Origin of the sequence: Xanthomonas sontii (genome assembly GCF_040529055.1) — a bacterium.
Lineage (GTDB): Bacteria > Pseudomonadota > Gammaproteobacteria > Xanthomonadales > Xanthomonadaceae > Xanthomonas_A > Xanthomonas_A sontii.
The window spans coordinates 4,241,179-4,259,602 of sequence record NZ_CP132342.1; the positions used below are offsets into that span (position 1 = coordinate 4,241,179).

At 70.9% G+C, this 18,424-nt stretch carries 17 protein-coding genes; 8 read left to right on the forward strand and 9 right to left on the reverse strand.

The genetic code is table 11. From position 1 onward, the window contains the following. Positions 1-111: 111 nt before the first annotated feature. Entirely contained in the window at positions 112-861 is a 750-nt protein-coding gene (locus tag RAB70_RS17815; RefSeq protein ID WP_148827551.1) for a nucleotidyltransferase domain-containing protein, read from the forward strand. Positions 862-883: 22 nt separating this feature from the next. Here the strand turns inward: RAB70_RS17815 and RAB70_RS17820 are convergent, their stop codons facing one another. The 3 genes from RAB70_RS17820 to RAB70_RS17830 form a co-directional block, all read right to left on the reverse strand. Continuing rightward, positions 884-1,363, reverse strand: coding sequence for an acyl-CoA thioesterase (locus RAB70_RS17820; protein WP_010341292.1), 480 nt, complete (start codon positions 1,361-1,363; stop codon positions 884-886). A gap of 113 nt (positions 1,364-1,476) precedes the next feature. Next, positions 1,477-2,313: a class I SAM-dependent methyltransferase gene (locus tag RAB70_RS17825; RefSeq protein ID WP_148827552.1), complete on the reverse strand. Its 837-nt coding sequence runs from the start codon at positions 2,311-2,313 to the stop codon at positions 1,477-1,479. Positions 2,314-2,320: 7 nt separating this feature from the next. Next, on the reverse strand, positions 2,321-3,661 hold the full coding sequence (locus RAB70_RS17830; protein WP_017909254.1) for a dicarboxylate/amino acid:cation symporter: 1,341 nt from the start codon (positions 3,659-3,661) through the stop codon (positions 2,321-2,323). Between the two features lie 151 nt (positions 3,662-3,812). Here RAB70_RS17830 and RAB70_RS17835 point away from each other — a divergent pair, with 151 nt between their 5' ends. From RAB70_RS17835 to RAB70_RS17860, 6 genes are all read left to right on the forward strand, one after another. Next, on the forward strand, positions 3,813-5,519 hold the full coding sequence (locus tag RAB70_RS17835; RefSeq protein WP_148827553.1) for an alkaline phosphatase: 1,707 nt from the start codon (positions 3,813-3,815) through the stop codon (positions 5,517-5,519). Continuing rightward, positions 5,516-6,085, forward strand: a complete 570-nt coding sequence (locus RAB70_RS17840; protein ID WP_225851507.1) for a WG repeat-containing protein — start codon at positions 5,516-5,518, stop codon at positions 6,083-6,085. The genes RAB70_RS17835 and RAB70_RS17840 overlap by 4 nt, the downstream gene beginning before the upstream one ends. A 433-nt stretch (positions 6,086-6,518) precedes the next feature. Further along, positions 6,519-7,862 (forward strand): tRNA lysidine(34) synthetase TilS, encoded by a 1,344-nt coding sequence (gene tilS, locus RAB70_RS17845; RefSeq protein ID WP_148827587.1) that lies wholly within the window; start codon positions 6,519-6,521, stop codon positions 7,860-7,862. 31 nt (positions 7,863-7,893) lie between these two features. After that, positions 7,894-8,157, forward strand: coding sequence for an exodeoxyribonuclease VII small subunit (locus RAB70_RS17850; RefSeq protein WP_017909613.1), 264 nt, complete (start codon positions 7,894-7,896; stop codon positions 8,155-8,157). Further along, positions 8,147-9,028, forward strand: coding sequence for a polyprenyl synthetase family protein (locus RAB70_RS17855; protein WP_043092624.1), 882 nt, complete (start codon positions 8,147-8,149; stop codon positions 9,026-9,028). The genes RAB70_RS17850 and RAB70_RS17855 overlap by 11 nt, the downstream gene beginning before the upstream one ends. A 736-nt stretch (positions 9,029-9,764) precedes the next feature. After that, the gene (locus RAB70_RS17860) at positions 9,765-10,859 is read left to right on the forward strand and encodes a M35 family metallo-endopeptidase (protein ID WP_017909615.1); all 1,095 of its coding nucleotides are present in this window, start codon (positions 9,765-9,767) and stop codon (positions 10,857-10,859) included. Positions 10,860-10,955: 96 nt separating this feature from the next. On the opposite strand, the gene RAB70_RS17865 is transcribed toward RAB70_RS17860, so the two are convergent. The 5 genes from RAB70_RS17865 to pmbA form a co-directional block, all read right to left on the reverse strand. Beyond that, entirely contained in the window at positions 10,956-12,089 is a 1,134-nt protein-coding gene (locus RAB70_RS17865) for a DUF1501 domain-containing protein (protein ID WP_148827554.1), read from the reverse strand. A 37-nt stretch (positions 12,090-12,126) separates the two neighbouring features. Beyond that, the gene (locus RAB70_RS17870) at positions 12,127-13,554 is read right to left on the reverse strand and encodes a DUF1800 family protein (protein ID WP_148827555.1); all 1,428 of its coding nucleotides are present in this window, start codon (positions 13,552-13,554) and stop codon (positions 12,127-12,129) included. A gap of 172 nt (positions 13,555-13,726) precedes the next feature. Next, positions 13,727-14,104: a DUF4870 domain-containing protein gene (locus RAB70_RS17875; RefSeq protein ID WP_017910613.1), complete on the reverse strand. Its 378-nt coding sequence runs from the start codon at positions 14,102-14,104 to the stop codon at positions 13,727-13,729. 176 nt (positions 14,105-14,280) lie between these two features. Then, complete coding sequence (locus tag RAB70_RS17880; protein WP_148827556.1) at positions 14,281-14,679, reverse strand: DUF4870 domain-containing protein; 399 nt, start codon at positions 14,677-14,679, stop codon at positions 14,281-14,283. A 37-nt stretch (positions 14,680-14,716) separates the two neighbouring features. Further along, complete coding sequence (pmbA, locus tag RAB70_RS17885) at positions 14,717-16,081, reverse strand: metalloprotease PmbA (protein ID WP_148827557.1); 1,365 nt, start codon at positions 16,079-16,081, stop codon at positions 14,717-14,719. A 95-nt stretch (positions 16,082-16,176) separates the two neighbouring features. Here pmbA and yjgA point away from each other — a divergent pair, with 95 nt between their 5' ends. Continuing rightward, entirely contained in the window at positions 16,177-16,773 is a 597-nt protein-coding gene (gene yjgA, locus RAB70_RS17890; protein WP_148827558.1) for a ribosome biogenesis factor YjgA, read from the forward strand. A gap of 174 nt (positions 16,774-16,947) precedes the next feature. Here yjgA and tldD read toward each other — a convergent pair whose 3' ends face one another. Beyond that, on the reverse strand, positions 16,948-18,390 hold the full coding sequence (gene tldD / locus RAB70_RS17895) for a metalloprotease TldD (protein ID WP_017914545.1): 1,443 nt from the start codon (positions 18,388-18,390) through the stop codon (positions 16,948-16,950). Positions 18,391-18,424 lie beyond the last annotated feature (34 nt).

Here is an 18,424-nt window from a genome sequence, read left to right on the forward strand (position 1 = left end):
CGTCACCGGAACTTCGATGACACCACGCCCCTCGCCTGCCTCGCAGTCCTGCCGTGCCGATGAGCCCGTCCGCCGGGTCGCGTCCTGGCCGCAATTGCAGGCGCTGCGCTGATGCCGGCCAAGCACGTCCTGCCCACGCCCGACCAGGCGCTGGCGATCGCGCAATCGCTGCTGTCCACCCGCTACGCCGACGCGGCGTTCGGCTTCGCCGCCGGCTCGATCCTGCGCGGCGAAGGCACGCATCTCTCCGATCTCGACTTGGTCGTGGTCTATGAGCGCCTGCCGGCCGCACGCCGCGAATCGTTCCTCGCCGACGGCATGCCGGTCGAAGCCTTCGTGCACGACCCGGGCACGCTGGCCTGGTTCGTCGACGAAGACGCCGCCCGCGGCCGCCCCAGCCTGCTGCACATGATCGCCGAGGGCACCCTCGTCGGCACCGCGACCGAATCCGCACGCAGCCTGCAAGGCCGAGTCGCCGCGCGGCTGCAGGCCGGGCCGCCGCCGCTGACGCAGGCGCAACGGGACGCGCTGCGCTACGAGATCACTGATCTGGTCGACGACCTGTGCGGCGAGCGCAGCGCCGCCGAGATCCTCGCCATCGGCGCCCTGCTGCATCCGCGCCTGGCGGAACTGGCGCTGCGCGGACGCGGCCATTGGCACGGCAGCGGCAAGTGGGTGCCGCGCCTGCTGGCACGGATGGATCCGGCCTTGGGCCAACGCTTCGACCAGGCCTTCGCCGCACTGTTCGCCAACGCCGACTGTGCGCCGGTGCTGGCACTGGCGCAGCAGGAACTGGCCGTGCACGGCGGCCGCCTGTTCGACGGCGACTGCCGCATCGCGCCCGCGGACTGGCGCGCCTGAGCCAGCGCGCGGGCGCGCGCGCTCAGCCGTGGTAGTGGGCGATGGTGTCCTCGATGCCCTTGCTCAGTTCCATCACCTTCTGCGCGTACTCGGCCAGGCGATGGTCTTCCGGCGTGTCCGGATGCCAGGCCGGCACCGCGGTGGGGCGGCCTTCGACGCCATCCAGAGCCACGAACACGATGATGCAATGCGTGCACAGACGCGGCTCGCCGCCCATCGGATCGCGGGCGCGCACCTCGATGGCGAAATGCATGCTGCTGGTGCCGGTGTGGACCAGCTTGGCGCTGACCGTGACCATGTCGCTGATGCGGATCGGCGAGACGAAGCGGATGCCACCCACCGCCACGGTCACGCTGTAGTGGCCGCTCCAGCCCACCGCCGCGGCATAGCCGACCTGGTCGATCCACTTCATCACCACGCCGCCGTGGACCTTGCCGCCGTAGTTGACGTCGATCGGTTCGGCCAGGAAGCGGAAGGTCAGTTCGCGTTGCGTGCCGCTCATCGGGAGTCCATGCAGGGGAAGGAGGCGGCAGTCTGCCATGCGCCGCCGCCGTCAATCGCAACGGCGCCGCAATAAGGTGTCGCCACAGACGCGCTGGCGGCCGGCGGCGCCGGCTAGGCCGCGGCCAGCGCGAGATTGTCGCGCTTGCGGATGCACAGCCACGGGAAATGCGGCTGGCGCCAGCGCAACGCCCGCAGGCAGCGCACCGACAACCGCCGTGGGTCGAACAACCGGCGCAGCACGATGCCGTCCAATACCGCCTCGGTGTGCTGGTGGTACTGCTGCGCCAGTTCGGCGCAGCCCAGGTCGCTGAAGTAGCGCAGGCTGCGCGCGGCGCTGGCCCGGGCTTTCTCAGCGTCAGCGTAGAACGGGCTGTCGAGGATGTGCAGTTCGCCGTCGTGCTGCAGCAGCTGCAGCAGCCGAGCGATCAGCGCACGCGGATCGGCGAAGTATTGGAGGCAGGCCGGCACCACCACGACATCGAACCGCTGCGCCGGCAGCGGCAAACGCAGGATGTCGCCGGCGACGAAGCTCAACCGCGGCGCGTCGGCGAAGACCCGCGCCGCCTGCGCCAGTTCGGTGCGATTGACGTCGACACCGCAGACTTCGCGCTGCAGGCCGCTGGCCAGGCGATACGACAGCCAGCCGTTGCCGCAGCCGAGTTCCAGCAGAGGACCGTCGCCGCCACGCGCACGCAGATGGCGCAACAGGCGCCGGCACGATTCGGCGCGCACCCGCCATTCGTGGCTGGCGCCGAGCGCGCCGGGCGGCTGCGGCAGCGTGCGCACCTGGGCGTCGCTGTAGAGCCGGCCTTCGCGGCGGCGCACGTCCAGGTAGCGCTGCTCGAACGGGTCGTCCGGCAGCGCGTCGTGCACCAGCACACCCGCGTGCAGCGTCAGCCCTGGCAACTGTCGCAGCTGCGCGCGCAGGCTCTCGGCAGGCGTACTCACGGACGCATCAACGCACCTGGCCGGAACCGTCGACCGGCGGATCTTCCAGGCCGACATTGCTCGGGGCGGCCTCATAGATGGTGCGATCGAGCAGGCCGGTCTCCTTGGCCACCAGCACCGGCACCAGCATCTGCCCGGTCACGTTGGTCATGGTGCGCATCATGTCCAGCACGCGGTCGATGGCGTACAGGTAGCCGATCACCTCCAGCGGCAGGTTGGCCGCGCTCAGCACCACCGTGGCCATCACCACCGCGGTGCCGGGCACGCCGGCGGTGCCGAAGCTGCCCAGCACCGAGGCGATCAGCACCACGAAATACTGGTTGGCGGTCAACGGCACGCCGGTGTACTGGGCGATGAACACCGCGCACAGCGCCGGGAAGATCGCGCCGCAGCCATCCATCTTGATGCTGGCGCCCAGCGGCACCGCGAACGCGGCATAGTCCTTGTTGACGCCGAGGTTGTGGGTGATCGAGCGCAGCGCCACCGGCATCGCGGCGAAGCTGGAGGAACTGACGAAGGCCACCTGCATGCCCGGCGCGGCACCGCGGAAGAACTTCCACGGATTGAGCCCGTGCACCAGCAGCAGGCCGCTGTACACCACCACGATGTGGATCGCGCAGGCCAGGTACAGCGCCAGCACGAAATTGCCGAACGGCAGCAGCTTGCCGAAGCCGTAGCCGCCGACCAGCGCGGCGATCAGGCCGAAGGTGCCGAGCGGGGTCATCTCCAGCACGAAGCGGGTGACCTGGATCATGATCTCGCTCATCTGCTTGGTGAGCTTGCGCGCCTCGGCCACGCGCTCGCCGAGCTTGACCATGGCAAAGCCCAGCAGCGCGGCGAAGAAGATCACCGGCAGAATCGAACCGCGCCCTGCCGCCAGCACGGTCTCGCCAGCGGCATTGGTCTTGGTGCCGATACCGGTGAGCGCATAGAACGGGTTGGACGGCACCACGTCCAGCAGCACCTGCACCGGGCTGGGCACGTCGCGCGGGGTCCAGGCGCTGTCCACCCGCAGGCCCAGATGGCCGGCGCCCGGCTGCAGCACCGTGCCCACGGCCAGGCCGACGCCGACCGCCAGCGCCGCGGTGACCACGAACCACAGGAAGGTGCGCCCGCCCAGCTTGGCCACCGACTGCTGTCCGTGCAGCGCCGAGATCGCGTTGATGACCGCGAAGAACACCAGCGGCACCGCGATCATCTTGATCAGGGTGACGTACAGATCGCCCAGCGGCTTGAACCAGGTCTCCGCGGTCGGGCCCAGCGCCCAGCCCGCCAGGGCGCCCAGCAGGAAGCCGGCGACCACGCGCTGCCAGAACGGAATGCGTAACCAGGCCGTCACCAGTTTCATCGACGCTGTCCAGAGAGATCGGGGGTTTCGCACGATAGCGCACCCCGGCAGCAGCGACGACGCCATGGCTGGAAAGGCGCGATGTCATCGGCGTGCCTTGTCGCAGCCGGCATAATGCAGGGGACTTCGTTGTTCAGGACCCGTTCTGCGTATGCGCCTACCCGTTTCCGCCCTCGCCGCCGCCTCCACCCTGCTGCTGGGCGCCTGCGCCAGCACGCCGCATGCGCCGGCCGCCAGCGCCAACGTCGCGCCGATCGTCGTCCCCGCCGTGGCCCATCCGGCCGGCGAGACCCCGGCCTGGTGGTACCGCAGCGGCGCCGCCAAGGCCGCCAACAACGGTGCGATGCGCGGCAAGGCCAAGAACGTCATCCTGTTCCTCGGCGACGGCATGAGCCTGACCACGGTCGCCGCCGCGCGCATCCTCGACGGCCAGCGCAAGGGCGCCTCCGGCGAAGAGAACCAGCTGTCGTGGGAAGCGTTCCCCGCCACCGCGCTGAGCAAGACCTACAACACCGATTCGCAGACGCCGGATTCGGCCGGCACCATGACCTCGATCACCACCGGGGTGAAGACCCACATGGGCGCGATCGGCGTGGCCGCCGGCAAGCGCGACGCCTGCGCCGACAGCCTCGGCAAGCAGTTGCTGAGCTGGTTGGAACTGGCCGACAGCGCCGGCATGGGCACCGGCATCGTCACCACCACCCGGCTCACCCACGCCACCCCGGCCGCGACCTACGCGCACGTGCCCGAGCGCAACTGGGAAAGCGATGCCGACCTGCCGGAGAAGGCGGTGGCCGAGGGTTGCCGCGACATCGCCCAGCAGATGGTCGGCGCACGCTTCGGGCGCGGCCCGCAGGTGATGCTGGCCGGCGGCCGCGGCCAGTTCACCACCGTCGAGCAGCGCGACCCCGAGTACGACGACAAGGTCGGCCTGCGCCTGGATGGCCGCGATCTGGTCGGCGAATGGCGCCAGCGCCATCCGCAGGGCGCCTACGTGTGGACCCGCGGGCAACTGGAAGCGGCGCAGAACGCGCCGGCGCTGCTGGGCCTGTTCGAGCCGGACCACATGCAGTTCGACCACGACCGCGACCGCAGCGCCAATGGCGACCCGAGCCTGGCCGAGATGACCAAGGCCGCGATCCGTACCCTGTCGCAGGACAAGAACGGCTATGTGCTGATGGTCGAAGGCGGCCGCATCGACCACGCGCACCACGCCGGCAACGCCTACCGCGCGCTGGACGAGACCATCGCCCTGTCGCAGGCGGTGCAGGCCGCGGCGGATGCGACCTCGGCCGAGGACACGCTGATCATCGTCACCGCCGACCACTCGCACACGCTGAACTTCGTCGGCTACCCGCAGCGCGGCAACCCGATCCTGGGCAAGGTGCGCGGCACCAGCGGCGAGGACGCCAATACCGGCGACCTGGCGCTGGACGGCAACGGCCAGCCCTACGCCACGCTCAGCTACGCCAACGGTCCCGGCTACACCGGCGCCAGCAACCAGCAGCCGGCCGGCATCAAGACCTTCCCGCATGCGCCGAGCAATTTCGAGCCGGCCAACGGCCGCCCGGATTTGACCCACGTCGACACCGAAAGCCCAGACTTCATGCAGGAAGCGCTGGTGCCGACCAAGGCCGAGACCCATGGCGGCGACGACGTCGGCATCTGGGCGCGCGGCCCCGGCAGCAACGCGTTCCGCGGCAGTCTGGAAGAGAACGTGATCTACCACGTGATCGTGCAGGCCACCCCGACCCTGCGCGCGCGGCTGTGCCAGGCGGGCACCTGCAACGGCGACGGGGTGCCGGTGGAACTGCCCAAGCCGGCGGCGTTCATGACCAGCGCTGCGACCGCGCAGTGAACCGCCTCCTGTCCCGGCCGTGGCGCCGTGGCAGCCTGCGTGCGGCAGCGGCGTTGCTCGCACTGGCGACAACCGCAGCCGCTGTGCAGGCGCAGGCGCAGCCCGACGACGCCTGCCGGCTCGGCGATCCGACCACCGACCGCGACATCGTGCCGGGCTGCAAGCTGGGCGCCGACGAACGCCTGGTACTGACGCCACAGGCGCTGCGACGCCTGCCCTTCGATCGCGACGGGCTGGCGCTGCTGACCGTCGGCGCACGCTTCTACTACGTACGCGCCGACGGCCGCAGCCTGCCGGTGATCACCTGGGACAACGGTCCGGATGGTTTCAGCGAAGGGCTGACCCGCGGCATCTTTCACGGCCGCATCGGCTTCTACGACCGGCAACTACGCGAGGTGATCGCGCCGATCCACGACTTCGCCTGGCCGTTCGAGCACGGCGTCGCCGCGGTCTGCGACGGCTGCAGCGCGGGCACGCCCGACACCGATGGTCATACGCCGATGCAGGGTGGCCGCTGGTACTCCATCGACCGCCACAACCGCGAAGTGCCGGCGCCCAAGCGCTGAGCCGATGATCGTGTGCGGCATGGCCGCGTTGTCGCGGAGAAGGTCGCCAAGGCTGGTTCTCTGCAACGCGTCTCCTTGAATCTCCAGCGATGTCGCGGAAAGCGCATCGTCCGCGAGGTGAGACATCCCCGCGTCGGGACTGAAGTCCCTCCCACATGGGGCTACCTCACGTTGCGCGGCTTCAAGCGCCGTCGCGCGCTGGCGGCGGGCCAGTCGTCGCGCACTGGCGGCCGACATCGAGCGGGCAACGGGCTGAGCAAGCAGTCTGGATAGTCCCGAGTGCCGACACCTGCTCTTGTGGGAGGGACTTCAGTCCCGACGCGATTAGCTGAAAGGCATCGTGACTGAAGTTCCTCCCACAACGCTGCTCAGGCGCAAAGAGGTCGCCATGCCACGCTTCGCGCTGACCTGCGCTTGCGTCTACAGTGACGCGATGCCGCCGCACGCCTCTACGCCCCCGTTGTCCGCACTCGCCGCCGCGCTGCCCGATCCGGCACCGGCGCCGCTGCTGCTCGGCCTCAGCGGCGGACTGGATTCGACCGTGCTGCTGCACCTGCTCGCGCAGCAGCCGTCGTACCGCCACGCCGGCCTGCGCGCGCTGCATGTGCACCACGGCCTGCATGCCGACGCCGACGCCTGGGCCGCGCAGTGCGCGCAGCTGTGCGCCGCGTTGGCGGTGCCGCTGCAGGTAGTGCGGGTGCAGGTGCCGCGCGACAGCGGCGATGGCCTGGAGGCGGCGGCGCGGCAGGCACGGCGCCACGCCTTCGCGCAGGCGCTGCAGCCCGGCGAATGGCTGGCGCTGGCGCAGCACCGCGACGACCAGGCCGAAACCTTCCTGCTGCGCGCGTTGCGCGCGTCCGGGCCCGACGGCCTGGCGGCGATGCAGGCGCTGTCCGACTTCGCCGGCAGCCGCCTGTGGCGGCCGCTGCTGGCGCAACCGCGCAGCGTGCTGCACGCCTATGCGCAGCAGCACAGCCTGCAGTGGATCGACGACCCCAGCAATGCCGATCCCGGCTTCGACCGCAATTTCCTGCGCCTGCAGGTGCTGCCGCTGCTGCGCCAGCGCTGGCCGCACGCCGATGCCGCCCTCGTCCGCAGCGCGCGGCTATGTGCCGACGCCAGTGCACTGCTGGAGGCGGACGACCGCACGGCGCTCGATGCGCTGCAGGACGCTCCCGGTGCCCCGCTGCCGCTCGCGCCGCTGCGCGCCCTGCCTGCGGCGCGGCGTGCGCGCGTGCTGCGACGCTGGGTCGCACAGGCCGGCCTGCCGCCATTGCCGGCGGCCGGCCTGGCCGCGATCGAACGCGACCTGCTGCAGCCGCGCGCAGATGCTTCGGCGCAGTTCGCCTGGCACGGCGCCTGCGTGCGCAGCTGGCACGACACGCTGTACGCCGAGCGCGACCCCGCGCCCTGGCCTGCGGACTGGCAGGCGCAGTGGGACGGCCGCGCGCCGCTGGCGTTGCCCGATGGTCGCCGCCTGCACCTGCGCGCCGACACCACGCTGGCCTTCGATACGCCGCTGCTGGTGCGCGCGCGCCGCGGCGGCGAACGTCTGCTTCTGCCAGGACGGACGCAGTCGCAGGCACTGAAGCACCTGTTGCAGACGCAGGCCCTGCCACCCTGGCAGCGCATGCGACTGCCGCTGCTGTTCGACGCCACGCAACTGCTGGCTGCCGGACCGGACCTGCTGGCCGCGCCGCTGCACGATTGGCTGCAGGCGCACGCTGCACGCCTTGAGCTGGATGCGCTGCCGGCGCCGGCGCCCGCCTCGCATTGACCCTGCCGCCGCCGCCGCGCACACTTTCGCCATGCCCAAGAAGTCCCAAGACGATGCCTCCCCGGTCGCGCGCTTCGAGCAGTCGCTCGAGGAGCTGGAAGTGCTGGTGGAGAAGATGGAAGCCGGCGACCTGAGCCTGGAGCAGTCGCTCAGCGCCTACGAGCGTGGCGTGGGCCTGTATCGGCAATGCCAGCAGGCGCTGGAGCAGGCCGAATTGCGCGTGCGCCTGCTCAGCGATCCCGAGCAGCCCGACAGCGCCGAACCCTTCGATCCCGTGCCGCCCCATGGCGGCTGAGGCGGCGTTCGCGCACTGGCGCGAGCGGGTGGAAGCCGGCCTGCAGGCGCAGTTGCCGGCCGCCACGCTGGCGCCGCAGCGCCTGCACGCGGCGATGCGCCACGCCACCCTGGGCGGCGGCAAGCGCATGCGCCCACTGCTGGTCTATGCCAGCGGCGCGCTGTTCGGCGCCGACGCCGCGCGCCTGGATGCACCGGCGCTGGCGGTGGAATTGATCCACGCCTATTCGCTGGTCCACGACGACCTGCCGGCGATGGACGACGATGCCCTGCGCCGCGGCCAGCCGACCGTGCACATCGCCTTCGACGAAGCCACCGCGATCCTCGCCGGCGACGCGCTGCAGAGCCTGGCGTTCGCGTTGCTGGCCAATGCCGAGGACGCGGCGGCACCGCTGCGCGTGCAGTGGCTGCAGACCCTGGCCGAGGCCGCCGGTGCGGCCGGCATGTGCGGCGGGCAGGCATTGGACATCGACGCCACCGGCCGCGTGCAGGCGCTGCCGGACCTGCAACGCATGCATGCGCTGAAGACCGGCGCGCTGATTCGCGCCAGCGTGCGCCTGGGCGCGCTCGGCGGCGGCGCCGACGCCGCCGCGCTCGCGCAATTGGACAGCTTCGCCACCGCGCTGGGCCTGGCTTTCCAGGTGCGCGACGACATCCTCGACGTGGAAGCCAGCTCCGAACAGCTCGGCAAGACCGCCGGCAAGGACGTCGCGCAGGCCAAGTCCACCTACCCGGCCCTGCTGGGCATGGACGGCGCCAAGGCCAAGCTGGCCGAGCTGGCGCAGGCGATGCAGGACAGCCTGCACGGCTATGGCGCTGCCGCCGATGCACTGGCGGCGCTGGCGCGGCTCGCGGTCGATCGCGCGCACTGATCGCCACGCTCGACGCGTGCGATCCTTGCGGCTGGGCCGCACGCGTCATTAGCCGCGCAGGCGCTGCACCGCATCCGCGAAACCAGGGATGGATGCTGGCGCTGGCCGCGCGCAGCCCGTGATGACCAGAGGCGCTGTTGCAGGAGCGGCTTCAGCCGCGACAGACGGCATCGGTCATGCCTGTCGCGGCTGAAGCCACTGCTACATGGGCTTTCGGTGAGTGTCTGAGGCAATGTGGGCGGGACGTCAGTTCCGACTGCTTTCGCGGTCCGATCGTCCGCCACGCCGCTCGTCGCGGATGCATGACCGTTGACTCCCACACCAGGCGACCAGGCGCATCTCACGCCACGGCAACCCGCGTTGCCGCAAAAATGCCGACGCCGCGCATACCGCTGCAGACCGCGATGACGCCGGCTGCGGCGAATGGAGATCCCGGACGTCCTCATCGCCTTCGGCAAACGCCGCCACCAGCACGATCTCGCACGCACACGCACATCGCCACATGGCCTATCCGCGACGCTGCGCTCGATCCAGTGCATGCCGCTGCGGCAAGGCCGCTGCAGCGCGACACTCACATGCGGCGATGTCTGTCCGCGATGTCGATACTGAGACCTGGCACGCGCTTCGCTGGACGAAATCGAAGACAAACGCACCTGCGACGCGCACGCGCGCATCACCGGGCTAGTTTGCTTCGGCCCCTGTCACGGGGCGCCCACTTTCGACGGAGAGAGACTGCATGAAACACGCATCCCGGATCTCGGCAGCGATCGGCTTCAGCCTGGTCGGCATCATCTCGGCGGCCACGGCGCAATCGCAACTCACGCGCACGCCCGCGCCGCTGCAGGTCGAACTGACGCCGGTCGCCGACGCCGACGGCCAGCAGCGCGGCCAGATGGCGGTGACCGTGCGCAACACCGGCACGCAGGTCGCACGCGTGCCCAAGTGGGAACTGCCGCTGGGCGATCTCGACAACGCCCTGTTCCAGGTCCAGCGCGACGGCAAGCCGGTGGATTACGTCGGGCGCCTGGTCAAGCGCGCCGCGCCGCGCGCCGAGGACATGGTGGTGCTGCAGCCGGGCGAAGCGAAGCAGGCGCAGATCGACCTGAGCCGCGCCTACGACCTGACCCGCAGCGGCACCTACAGCATCCGCCTCGACGCGCCGCTGCAGGGCGCCGCGCTCGCCGATGGCGCGCGCATGCTGCGTGCCGACGGCGAGCCGCAGACCCTGTCCAGCGCGCCGCTGACGGTATGGCTGGATGGCGGCCGCGGCCATGCGGTGCGCAACGACCTGATGGTCGGCCCGCAGGCGGTGGTCAACGGCGTCAACTACGCCTCGTGCAGCACCAGCCAGATCAGCACCATCGGCAGCGCGGTGAACGCGGCGCGCACCTACTCGCAGAACGCCAAGACCTACCTCAACGGCGGCAGCACCGGCGCGCGCTACACCACCTGGTTCGGCGCCTACAACGCCAGCCGCTACAGCACCGCCACGTCCAACTTCGTCAACATCGATTCGGCGATCGACCAGAACAACGGCCAGATCACCATCAATTGCGGCTGCAGCGACAGTTCCTACGCCTACGTGTATCCGAACCAGCCGTACCAGATCTACGTCTGCAATGCGTTCTGGAGCGCGCCGCTGACCGGCACCGACTCCAAGGCCGGCACCCTGATCCACGAAATGAGCCACTTCAGCGTGGTCGCCGGCACGCAGGACACCGCGTACGGCCAGAGCGCGGCCAAGAGCCTGGCCAAGAGCGATCCGGCGCGCGCGGTGAAGAACGCCGACAGCCACGAGTACTTCGCCGAGAACAATCCGTCGCAGAACTGAGTCCGGCACGCCGGTGATGTCCCCGGGCGCCGACCTCGCGTCGGCGCCCGGTTCGCGTGCGGCCCAGGCCGCACCTCTGTGCCCGTGTGGTGTGTCCTAGGCCACCAGGCCCTCCAACCTGGGCAGCCCCGCGCTGCCGGGGAACACCTGGATGTCCAGCGCGTGCTCGGACACGCCCAGATGCGCGCCGAGCACGTGCCGGAACAGGCTGCGCAGGTCGCTGGTGGCGCGCAGGTCGCGGCCCTCGTTCAAGGCCCGCGGCGACAGGCCGGGCCAATCTCCCGCGATGCGCCCGCCGCGCACCGCGCCGCCGGCCAGGAACGCCACCCCGCCGGTGCCATGGTCGGTCCCGCCGGTGCCGTTCACCGCCGCGGTGCGGCCGAACTCGGTCACCACCGCGACCACGCTGCGCGACCAGCAGGCCTGCGCGCCATCGTGGAACGCGCGCAGCCCCGCATCCAGTTCGCCCAGCTTGCGCTGCAGCACCGCGGCCTGGTTGCCGTGGGTATCCCAGCCGGCATCCTCGACGAAGCCGATCCGCGGCCCGTCGGGCTTGGCCATGAAGCTGGCCGCCGCACTCATCGCCTGCGGCAATTGCCCACCCTTGACGCTGTCCACCTGCATGCCCTGCTCGCGCAGCGCGCGCGCGAAATCGCCGGCCAGGTGCGGATCGGCGGCGTACAGCGGCTGCAGACGCTGCAGCAGGATCGGATTGACCGCGCTCGGCAGCGGCGGCGACCAGCTGTTCACCGCGCCAGGGCCACGCATGATCAGCGGCGTCACCGCGCTCACCGACACCGCCTCGGCGCCGTGCAGGGCCAGTGCGCAGCGGTTGAGCCAGCCGCTGGAGGCGCCACTGGGCCGCGCGGTGCCGTTCTCCAGGCAATCCTGCGCCTCGAAGTGCGAGCGCTCGCGGTACGGCGGCGCCACCGCCACCACCGGCAGCCATTGCTTGCGCGCGTACAGCTCATGCGCGAACGCCAGCGCCGGATGCAGCGCGAAGCTGCCGTCCAGGGCCAGGGTCTGCGGCGGCGCCAGCGCGCCGCGCAGGCGTGCGTAGTCGGGGTCGGCGGTCGGCACCAGCGCGTGCAGCCCGTCCAGCGCGCCGCGCAGCAGCACCACCAGCAGGCGCGTATCGGCGCCCGGCGCGGCCAGACCGTTGCCAGACCACAGGCTCAACACGGTGGCCGCACCGCTGGCGGCAAGGAAACGACGGCGTGTCAGTTGCATCGGAGCTTCTCCCATCGCGGATCGGACCGCGCGCCGCTCAGGCGCGCCATTGGAAGGCCGGGCTGGCCAGCAGCACCGCCACGCCTTCGCGTGGCGATTCGGCGCGCCGCACCGCGGTCAGCGTGTCCGCATCCGGACCGTCGCCGAACGCGGTCGCGGCCAGTGCCAGCGGCTCGCCCGGCGCCATCCCAGCCAGCGCCTCGGCCGCCTGCACGCGCTTCCACAGTGCGTCGGCGCCGCTCCATTCCGCCGCCACGTCGGCATAACCGGCCGGCGAGCGCGGCGTGAACGGCGGCTGCCCCATCCGTGCCAGCAGGGTCAGCACGGTCTTCTGCTGCGGCGGCGCCTCGGGCCAGGTACCACCGGCACGCAGCGCCGACACCACGAAATCCTGCGGCGGCTTGAACTTGCGCGCCTGCGCGTCCCACGCCTCGGGGCTGTCGATCAGGGCGCGGTAGACGTGGCGCAGGTCGCCATCGCTGCGCCGCCACGCGTCGGCCATGCGCTGTACCAAGGCTGGCGGCGGATCGTCGCGGACGAAATGCCGGGCCAGCTTGAACGAGACGTGCTGCGCGGTGGCCGGGTGCCGGGCCAGCGCCGCCAGGATCGCCTCGCCCTGCGCCACGCCGTCCTCGGCGTAGCGCCGGCCCAGCACCAGGCGGCTGCCGGCGGCATGCGCCGGCGCGCGAAACACGAAGGCACTGCCGGGCGCGCCCTGCTCGAAATCGCGTGGCGCCGGCACGCCCCAGCCGGTGATCGCACGCGCCAGTTCGGTGACGTCGGCCTGGGTATAGCCGCCGTCCACGCCCAGCGTGTGCAGTTCCAGGATCTCGCGCGCCAGGTTCTCGTTGAGCCCCAGGCGGCGCGCAGGGCGTTCGGGATCCAGGCGCAGGGCCCGGCGCTGCGCGCGTTGCGCCAGCAGCGAGTCGGGGCCGACCGAATTGGCGTTGTCCAGGTAGCGCAGCATCGCCGGGTGCCGCTCCACCGCCAGCAGCAGATCGGCGAAGCGGCCCATGCAGTGCGGGCGGATCGCCTCGCGCTCCATCGGCGCCGCGTACAGCGCGGCCGCGCGCTTGTCGACCGAGACCGCGAAATGATTGGACCAGAACTGCACCAGGCGCTCGGCGAATCCGGCCGGGCTGGACACCGCGACCCGGTAGCGCGCCGCCAGTTCCTGCGCCTGTGCCTGCCGATAGAGCCCGCGCGCGGCCTGCTGCGCCTGCTGGGCGGCCTGCTGCGGATCGCCGGCCGCCTGCTGCCGCGCCTGGCGGCGTTCGCGCTGGTAGTCGGCCTCGCGGCGCAGGTAGGCCAGGCTGTCGGGCAGGCCCTGCAACGCCGGCGCCAGCGGCGGCGACTGCAGTTGCGCGGCCAGCCAGGCGCGCGGTTCGCCCATGGCAGCCAGGTCCCCGGGACGGGCGCCCAGGCCGAAGCGGTTGGCGGCGCTCAAGCTCTCGCGGCGGATCATGCGGCGCTCCGGTGATGGCGACAGCCTTGCAAACGCGCAGCACGGGCCGCGGTTGACCGGCCGGTGGCGGCGTTGCGCCTGGCCGCCCTGCGACCTCCCGCCGGAGCGCGGCGCGGACACAAAAAAGGCCCGGCACAGCGGCCGGGCCTTCGGGGACGCGTCGCAGGCGCGCTTACTTGATCAGGCGCAGCGCGAACGGGTAGCGGTAGGCGACGCCGTCGTTGGCCTTGATGCCGGCCAGGATGCAGAACACCAGGTTCACCACCCACACCACCGGCATCAGCAATCCGCCGATGACGATCACGCTGAGCACCACGCAGATCACGTACGCGATGGCGACGGTGATCTGGAAATTCAGCGCTTCCTTGGCCTGGTCGTTGAGGAAGGACTTGGCCGGATTGTCCTTGTTCACCAGCCAGATGATCAGCGGCACGATGAAGCCGGCGATGATCCCGGACAGATGGGTGATCAGCGCGACAGTGCGATCTTCCTGAGGGCCTGCCGAGGCCGGCGGCGGCGGCGGGGCAGTGACGTTGTCGAATTCGCTCATCGGTATTCCGTTCCTTTGGTGGTGAGGGGACAAGACGTTTGGCGCGTCACTCTCGGCGGCTGGCGCAGCGCTGTCAAGCCAAGCCAGCAAGGCGGGAAGACGCCTCGACGGGCTCAAGGATCGCCCGCTCGGCAACCGCGGCGCTGATCCGACGCCCCATACGGCAGCGGATCGCGCTAGCGGCGACCGAGCATGGCCTTGGCCGCCGCGTATAGGCTGACTCCAATCGCCACAAGCAGCATCAGGACCAGCAGCCACCCGAACACGAGCACGGCACCGAAGATCAGCACGCTCGGCGCCAGCAAGACCGCACTCAGCAGGGACAGGCCGAAGCCCATCCGCATGGCCTGGCGCGCGTGTTCGGCGACGAACGGCTGCCTGCCCCGCATCGCCCACCATTGCGCGCCCGGCAACAGCCACAGCAACAGCAGCCACCACAGCGCGTCGCCCAGGTGCGCATTGCAGGTGGCGAACAAGCCGATCCACATCGACAGATGCGCAAATGCCGCCAGCGCGCGCTCCCACGCGGGCGCGGGGCCGTCGGTGATCGTGTTCTCGGTGTCGCTTGCCTGCATGGCTGTGCGTCCTTGCGCGCTGCCTGCGTCGCGGCGCTCAGTCGTTGCCGGCCACCGTCATCCTGCCGACCAGCACCGCGCCGATGTGCACGTGCGAGCGCACATCGATGTCGGCGCCGACCGCCTCGATGTCCTGGAACATCTGCCGCAGGTTGCCGGCGATGGTGATCTCGTCCACCGGATAGGCGATTTCGCCGTTCTCGATCCAGAACCCGCCGGCGCCGCGCGAGTAGTCGCCGGTGACCGGATTGACGCCGTTGCCCATCAGGTCGGTGACCAGCAGGCCGCGCGGCAGGCCCTTGACGATGGTCTGCAGGTCGGGGGCATTGGCCGCCACCTGCAGGTTGTGTACGCCGCCTGCATTGGCGGTGGTCTGCAGGCCCAGCTTGCGCGCCGAGTAGCTGCCCAGCACGTAGCGCTGCAGCACGCCGTCGCGCACCAGCGGCGCCTCGCGGGTGGCCACGCCCTCGCCGTCGAAGGCGGCCGAGCGCAGGCCGCGGCGCAGGTGCGGCCGTTCGTCGATCGCGAACCACTCCGGGAACAGGCGGGTGCCGGCGCTGTCGAGCAGGAAACTGGCGCGACGGTACAGCGCGCCGCCGGACACCGCGCCAAGCAGATGCCCGATCAACGAGCGCGCCATTTCCGGCGCGAACAGCACCGGCACCTCGCCGGTCGGCAGCGAGCGCGGCTGCAGCCGCGCCACGGTGCGCTCGGCGGCACGGCGGCCGATCGCCGAGGCGCGTTCCAGGTCCTCGCGCGCCAGCGCGCTGCTGTACCAGCCGTCGCGCTGCATGCCGTCGCCCTGCCCGGCGATCAGCGTGCAGGCGATCGAATGGTGGGTGCTGCGCTCGCAGCCGACGAAGCCGTGCGAATTGGCATAGACCGACAGGCTCTCGCTGCTGCCGGCCGAGGCGCCGTCGGAATTGCTGATCCGCGCATCGGCGTCGCGACCGGCGGCCTCGCAGGCCAGCGCCAGGTCGATCGCCTCCTCGGCCTGCAACGGCCACGGATGCCAACGGTCGTAATCCGGCTGCTCGCGCGCCATCAGCGCCGCCTCGGCCAGGCCAGCCGCCACATCGTCCTCGGTGTAGCGGGCGATGGCGCAGGCCTGGGCCACGGTGGCCTCCAGGCTGGACTCGTGCAGGTCGGCGGTACTGGCGCTGCCCTTGCGCTGGCCGAAGTAGACGGTGACGCCGATACCGCGGTCGCGGGTGGATTCCACGGTCTCCACAGCGCCCAGGCGCACGTTGACGTCCAGCCCGCGGTCTTCGCTGCAGCTGACCTCGGCCTGGCTGGCGCCAAGCGCGCGGGCGCGCGCCAGCAGCCGTTCGGCGATGTCGGACAGGCGCTCCAGGCGCTGCTGGCTGTCGTCGCGGTGCAAATCGGGGGTGATCGCGTTCAATGCTTTATCCTTGTTGTGCGAATCCCTTCGCCCCTGTCCGGCCGTCCTGGCCGGATGTGTTGATTTGATTTCCAGCCCGATCGAGTAGTACGAGCATGCGCGGACGCGACGAAGACACCGGTGAATTCCGCGGCGAAAGCCGCAGCCAGCAACGCCGCGAAGCGCTGGAAGTGCTGAGCCTGGGCGAGAAGCTGGTGGCGCTGACCCCGGCGCAGCTGGCCAAGCTGCCGGTGCCCGAGTCGCTGCTGCCGCACATCGCCGAGACCAAGCGCATCACCTCGCACATCGCGCACAAGCGGCAGCTGGCGTTCCTGGCCAAGCAGATGCGGCGCGAGGACGAGGCGGTGCTGGAGGCGATCCGCGAGGCGATGGACGTCAACAGCGACAGCGCGCGCCGCGAAGTGGCGGCCATGCACCGGGTGGAGGACTGGCGCGAGCGGCTGCTCGCCGAAGGCGACACCGCGCTGGCCGAACTGCTGGCCGAGCATCCCGACGCCGACCGCCAGCGGCTGCGCCAGCTGGTCCGCAACGCCAAGGACGAGCGGCTGAAGAACAAGCCGCCGCACGCTTACCGCGAGTTGTTCCGGGAGCTGCGCGAGATGATCCTGGGGGGTGCGTCGGGAACGGGGAATGGAGAATCGGGAATCGAAGAAGCGGACGACGACGCGGCGTTCGACGACACGCGCGACTGAGGTGCGGCGCCGCCGGCTGCCACGCACGGCCGCCGACACACTCCCAGCACCGTAGCTTGCAAGGCGCGCGATGAACCTATCCGGCAGGCCGGCAACGCCGCAGCACACCGCGGCTGTGGCTTTGCCGATTCCCGTTTCCCGATTCCCGATTCCCTGCCTACCCACTCCCGGCTCCTAGGCCGTCCCGCCCACGGTCAGCCCGTCGATCAGCAGCGACGGCTGGCCCACGCCCACCGGCACGCTCTGCCCGTCCTTGCCGCAGACGCCGACGCCCTCGTCCAGCGCCAGGTCGTGGCCGATCATGCGCACCTTCTGCATGGTCTCCGGGCCGTTGCCGATCAGGGTGGCGCCCTTCACCGGCGCAGTGACCTTGCCGTCCTCGATCAGGTAGGCCTCGGTGGCCGAGAACACGTACTTGCCGCTGGTGATGTCGACCTGGCCGCCACCGAAGTTGACCGCGTACAGGCCCTTCTTCACCGAGCGGATCATCTCCTCGGGATCGTGCTGGCCGGCGCGCATGTAGGTGTTGGTCATGCGCGGCATCGGCAGGTGCGCGAACGATTCGCGGCGGCCGTTGCCGGTCGGCGCCACGCCCATCAGCCGCGCGTTGAGCGTGTCCTGCATGTAGCCGACCAGCACGCCGTCCTCGATCAGGGTGGTGCAGTTGGTCGCGGTGCCCTCGTCGTCGACGTTGAGCGAACCGCGGCGGCCGTCCAGGGTGCCGTCGTCGACGATGGTGACGCCGGGCGAGGCCACGCGCTGGCCGATGCGGCCGGCGTAGACGCTGGTGCCCTTGCGGTTGAAGTCGCCCTCGAGGCCATGGCCGACCGCCTCGTGCAGCAGCACGCCGGGCCAACCCGGGCCCAGCACCACCTGCATGACCCCAGCCGGCGCCGGCACCGCCTCCAGGTTCACCAGCGCCTGGCGCAAGGCCTCGCGGGCGAAGGCTTCCGGGCGGCCGTCGGCGAACAGCGTGGCGTAGTCGTAGCGGCCGCCGCCGCCGGCATAGCCGGATTCGCGGCGGCCCTGCTGTTCGACGATCACCTGCACGTTCAGCCGCACCAGCGGGCGCACGTCGGCGGCGAGCACGCCGTCGCTGCGCGCCACCAGCACCGTGTCCACGCCGCCGGACAGGCTCACCATCACCTGCTGCACGCGCGGGTCGGCGGCGCGCAGGTATTGGTCCAGCCGCCGCAGCAGCTCGACCTTGTGCGCGTTGTCCATCGCGTCCACCGGGTCCAGCGCCGGGTACAGCGCGCGGCCGCCACCGCGCTGCAGCGCGTGCGCCGGCTGCGCGCCGCCGTCGCGGGAGATGGCCCGCGCCGACTGCGCGGCGGCCAGCAGCGCGTCGCGGTGGATGTCGTCGGAATAGGCGAAGCCGGTCTTCTCGCCAGAGATCGCGCGCACCCCCACGCCCTGCTCGATGGAGTGGGCACCATCCTTGACGATGCCGTCCTCCACGCTCCAGCTCTCGCGCCGCGAATGCTGGAAATACAGGTCGCCGAAATCGATGCCGGGGCCGAGCAGCGTGCCGAAGGCGCGCTCCAGGCTGGTGGCATCCAGGCCGGCGGGAAGCAACAGGCGGGTTTCGGCAAGACTCAGGGCGTGATCGTTCATGGGCTCAACATGGGGGAGGAAGGCGCGCAGCGCA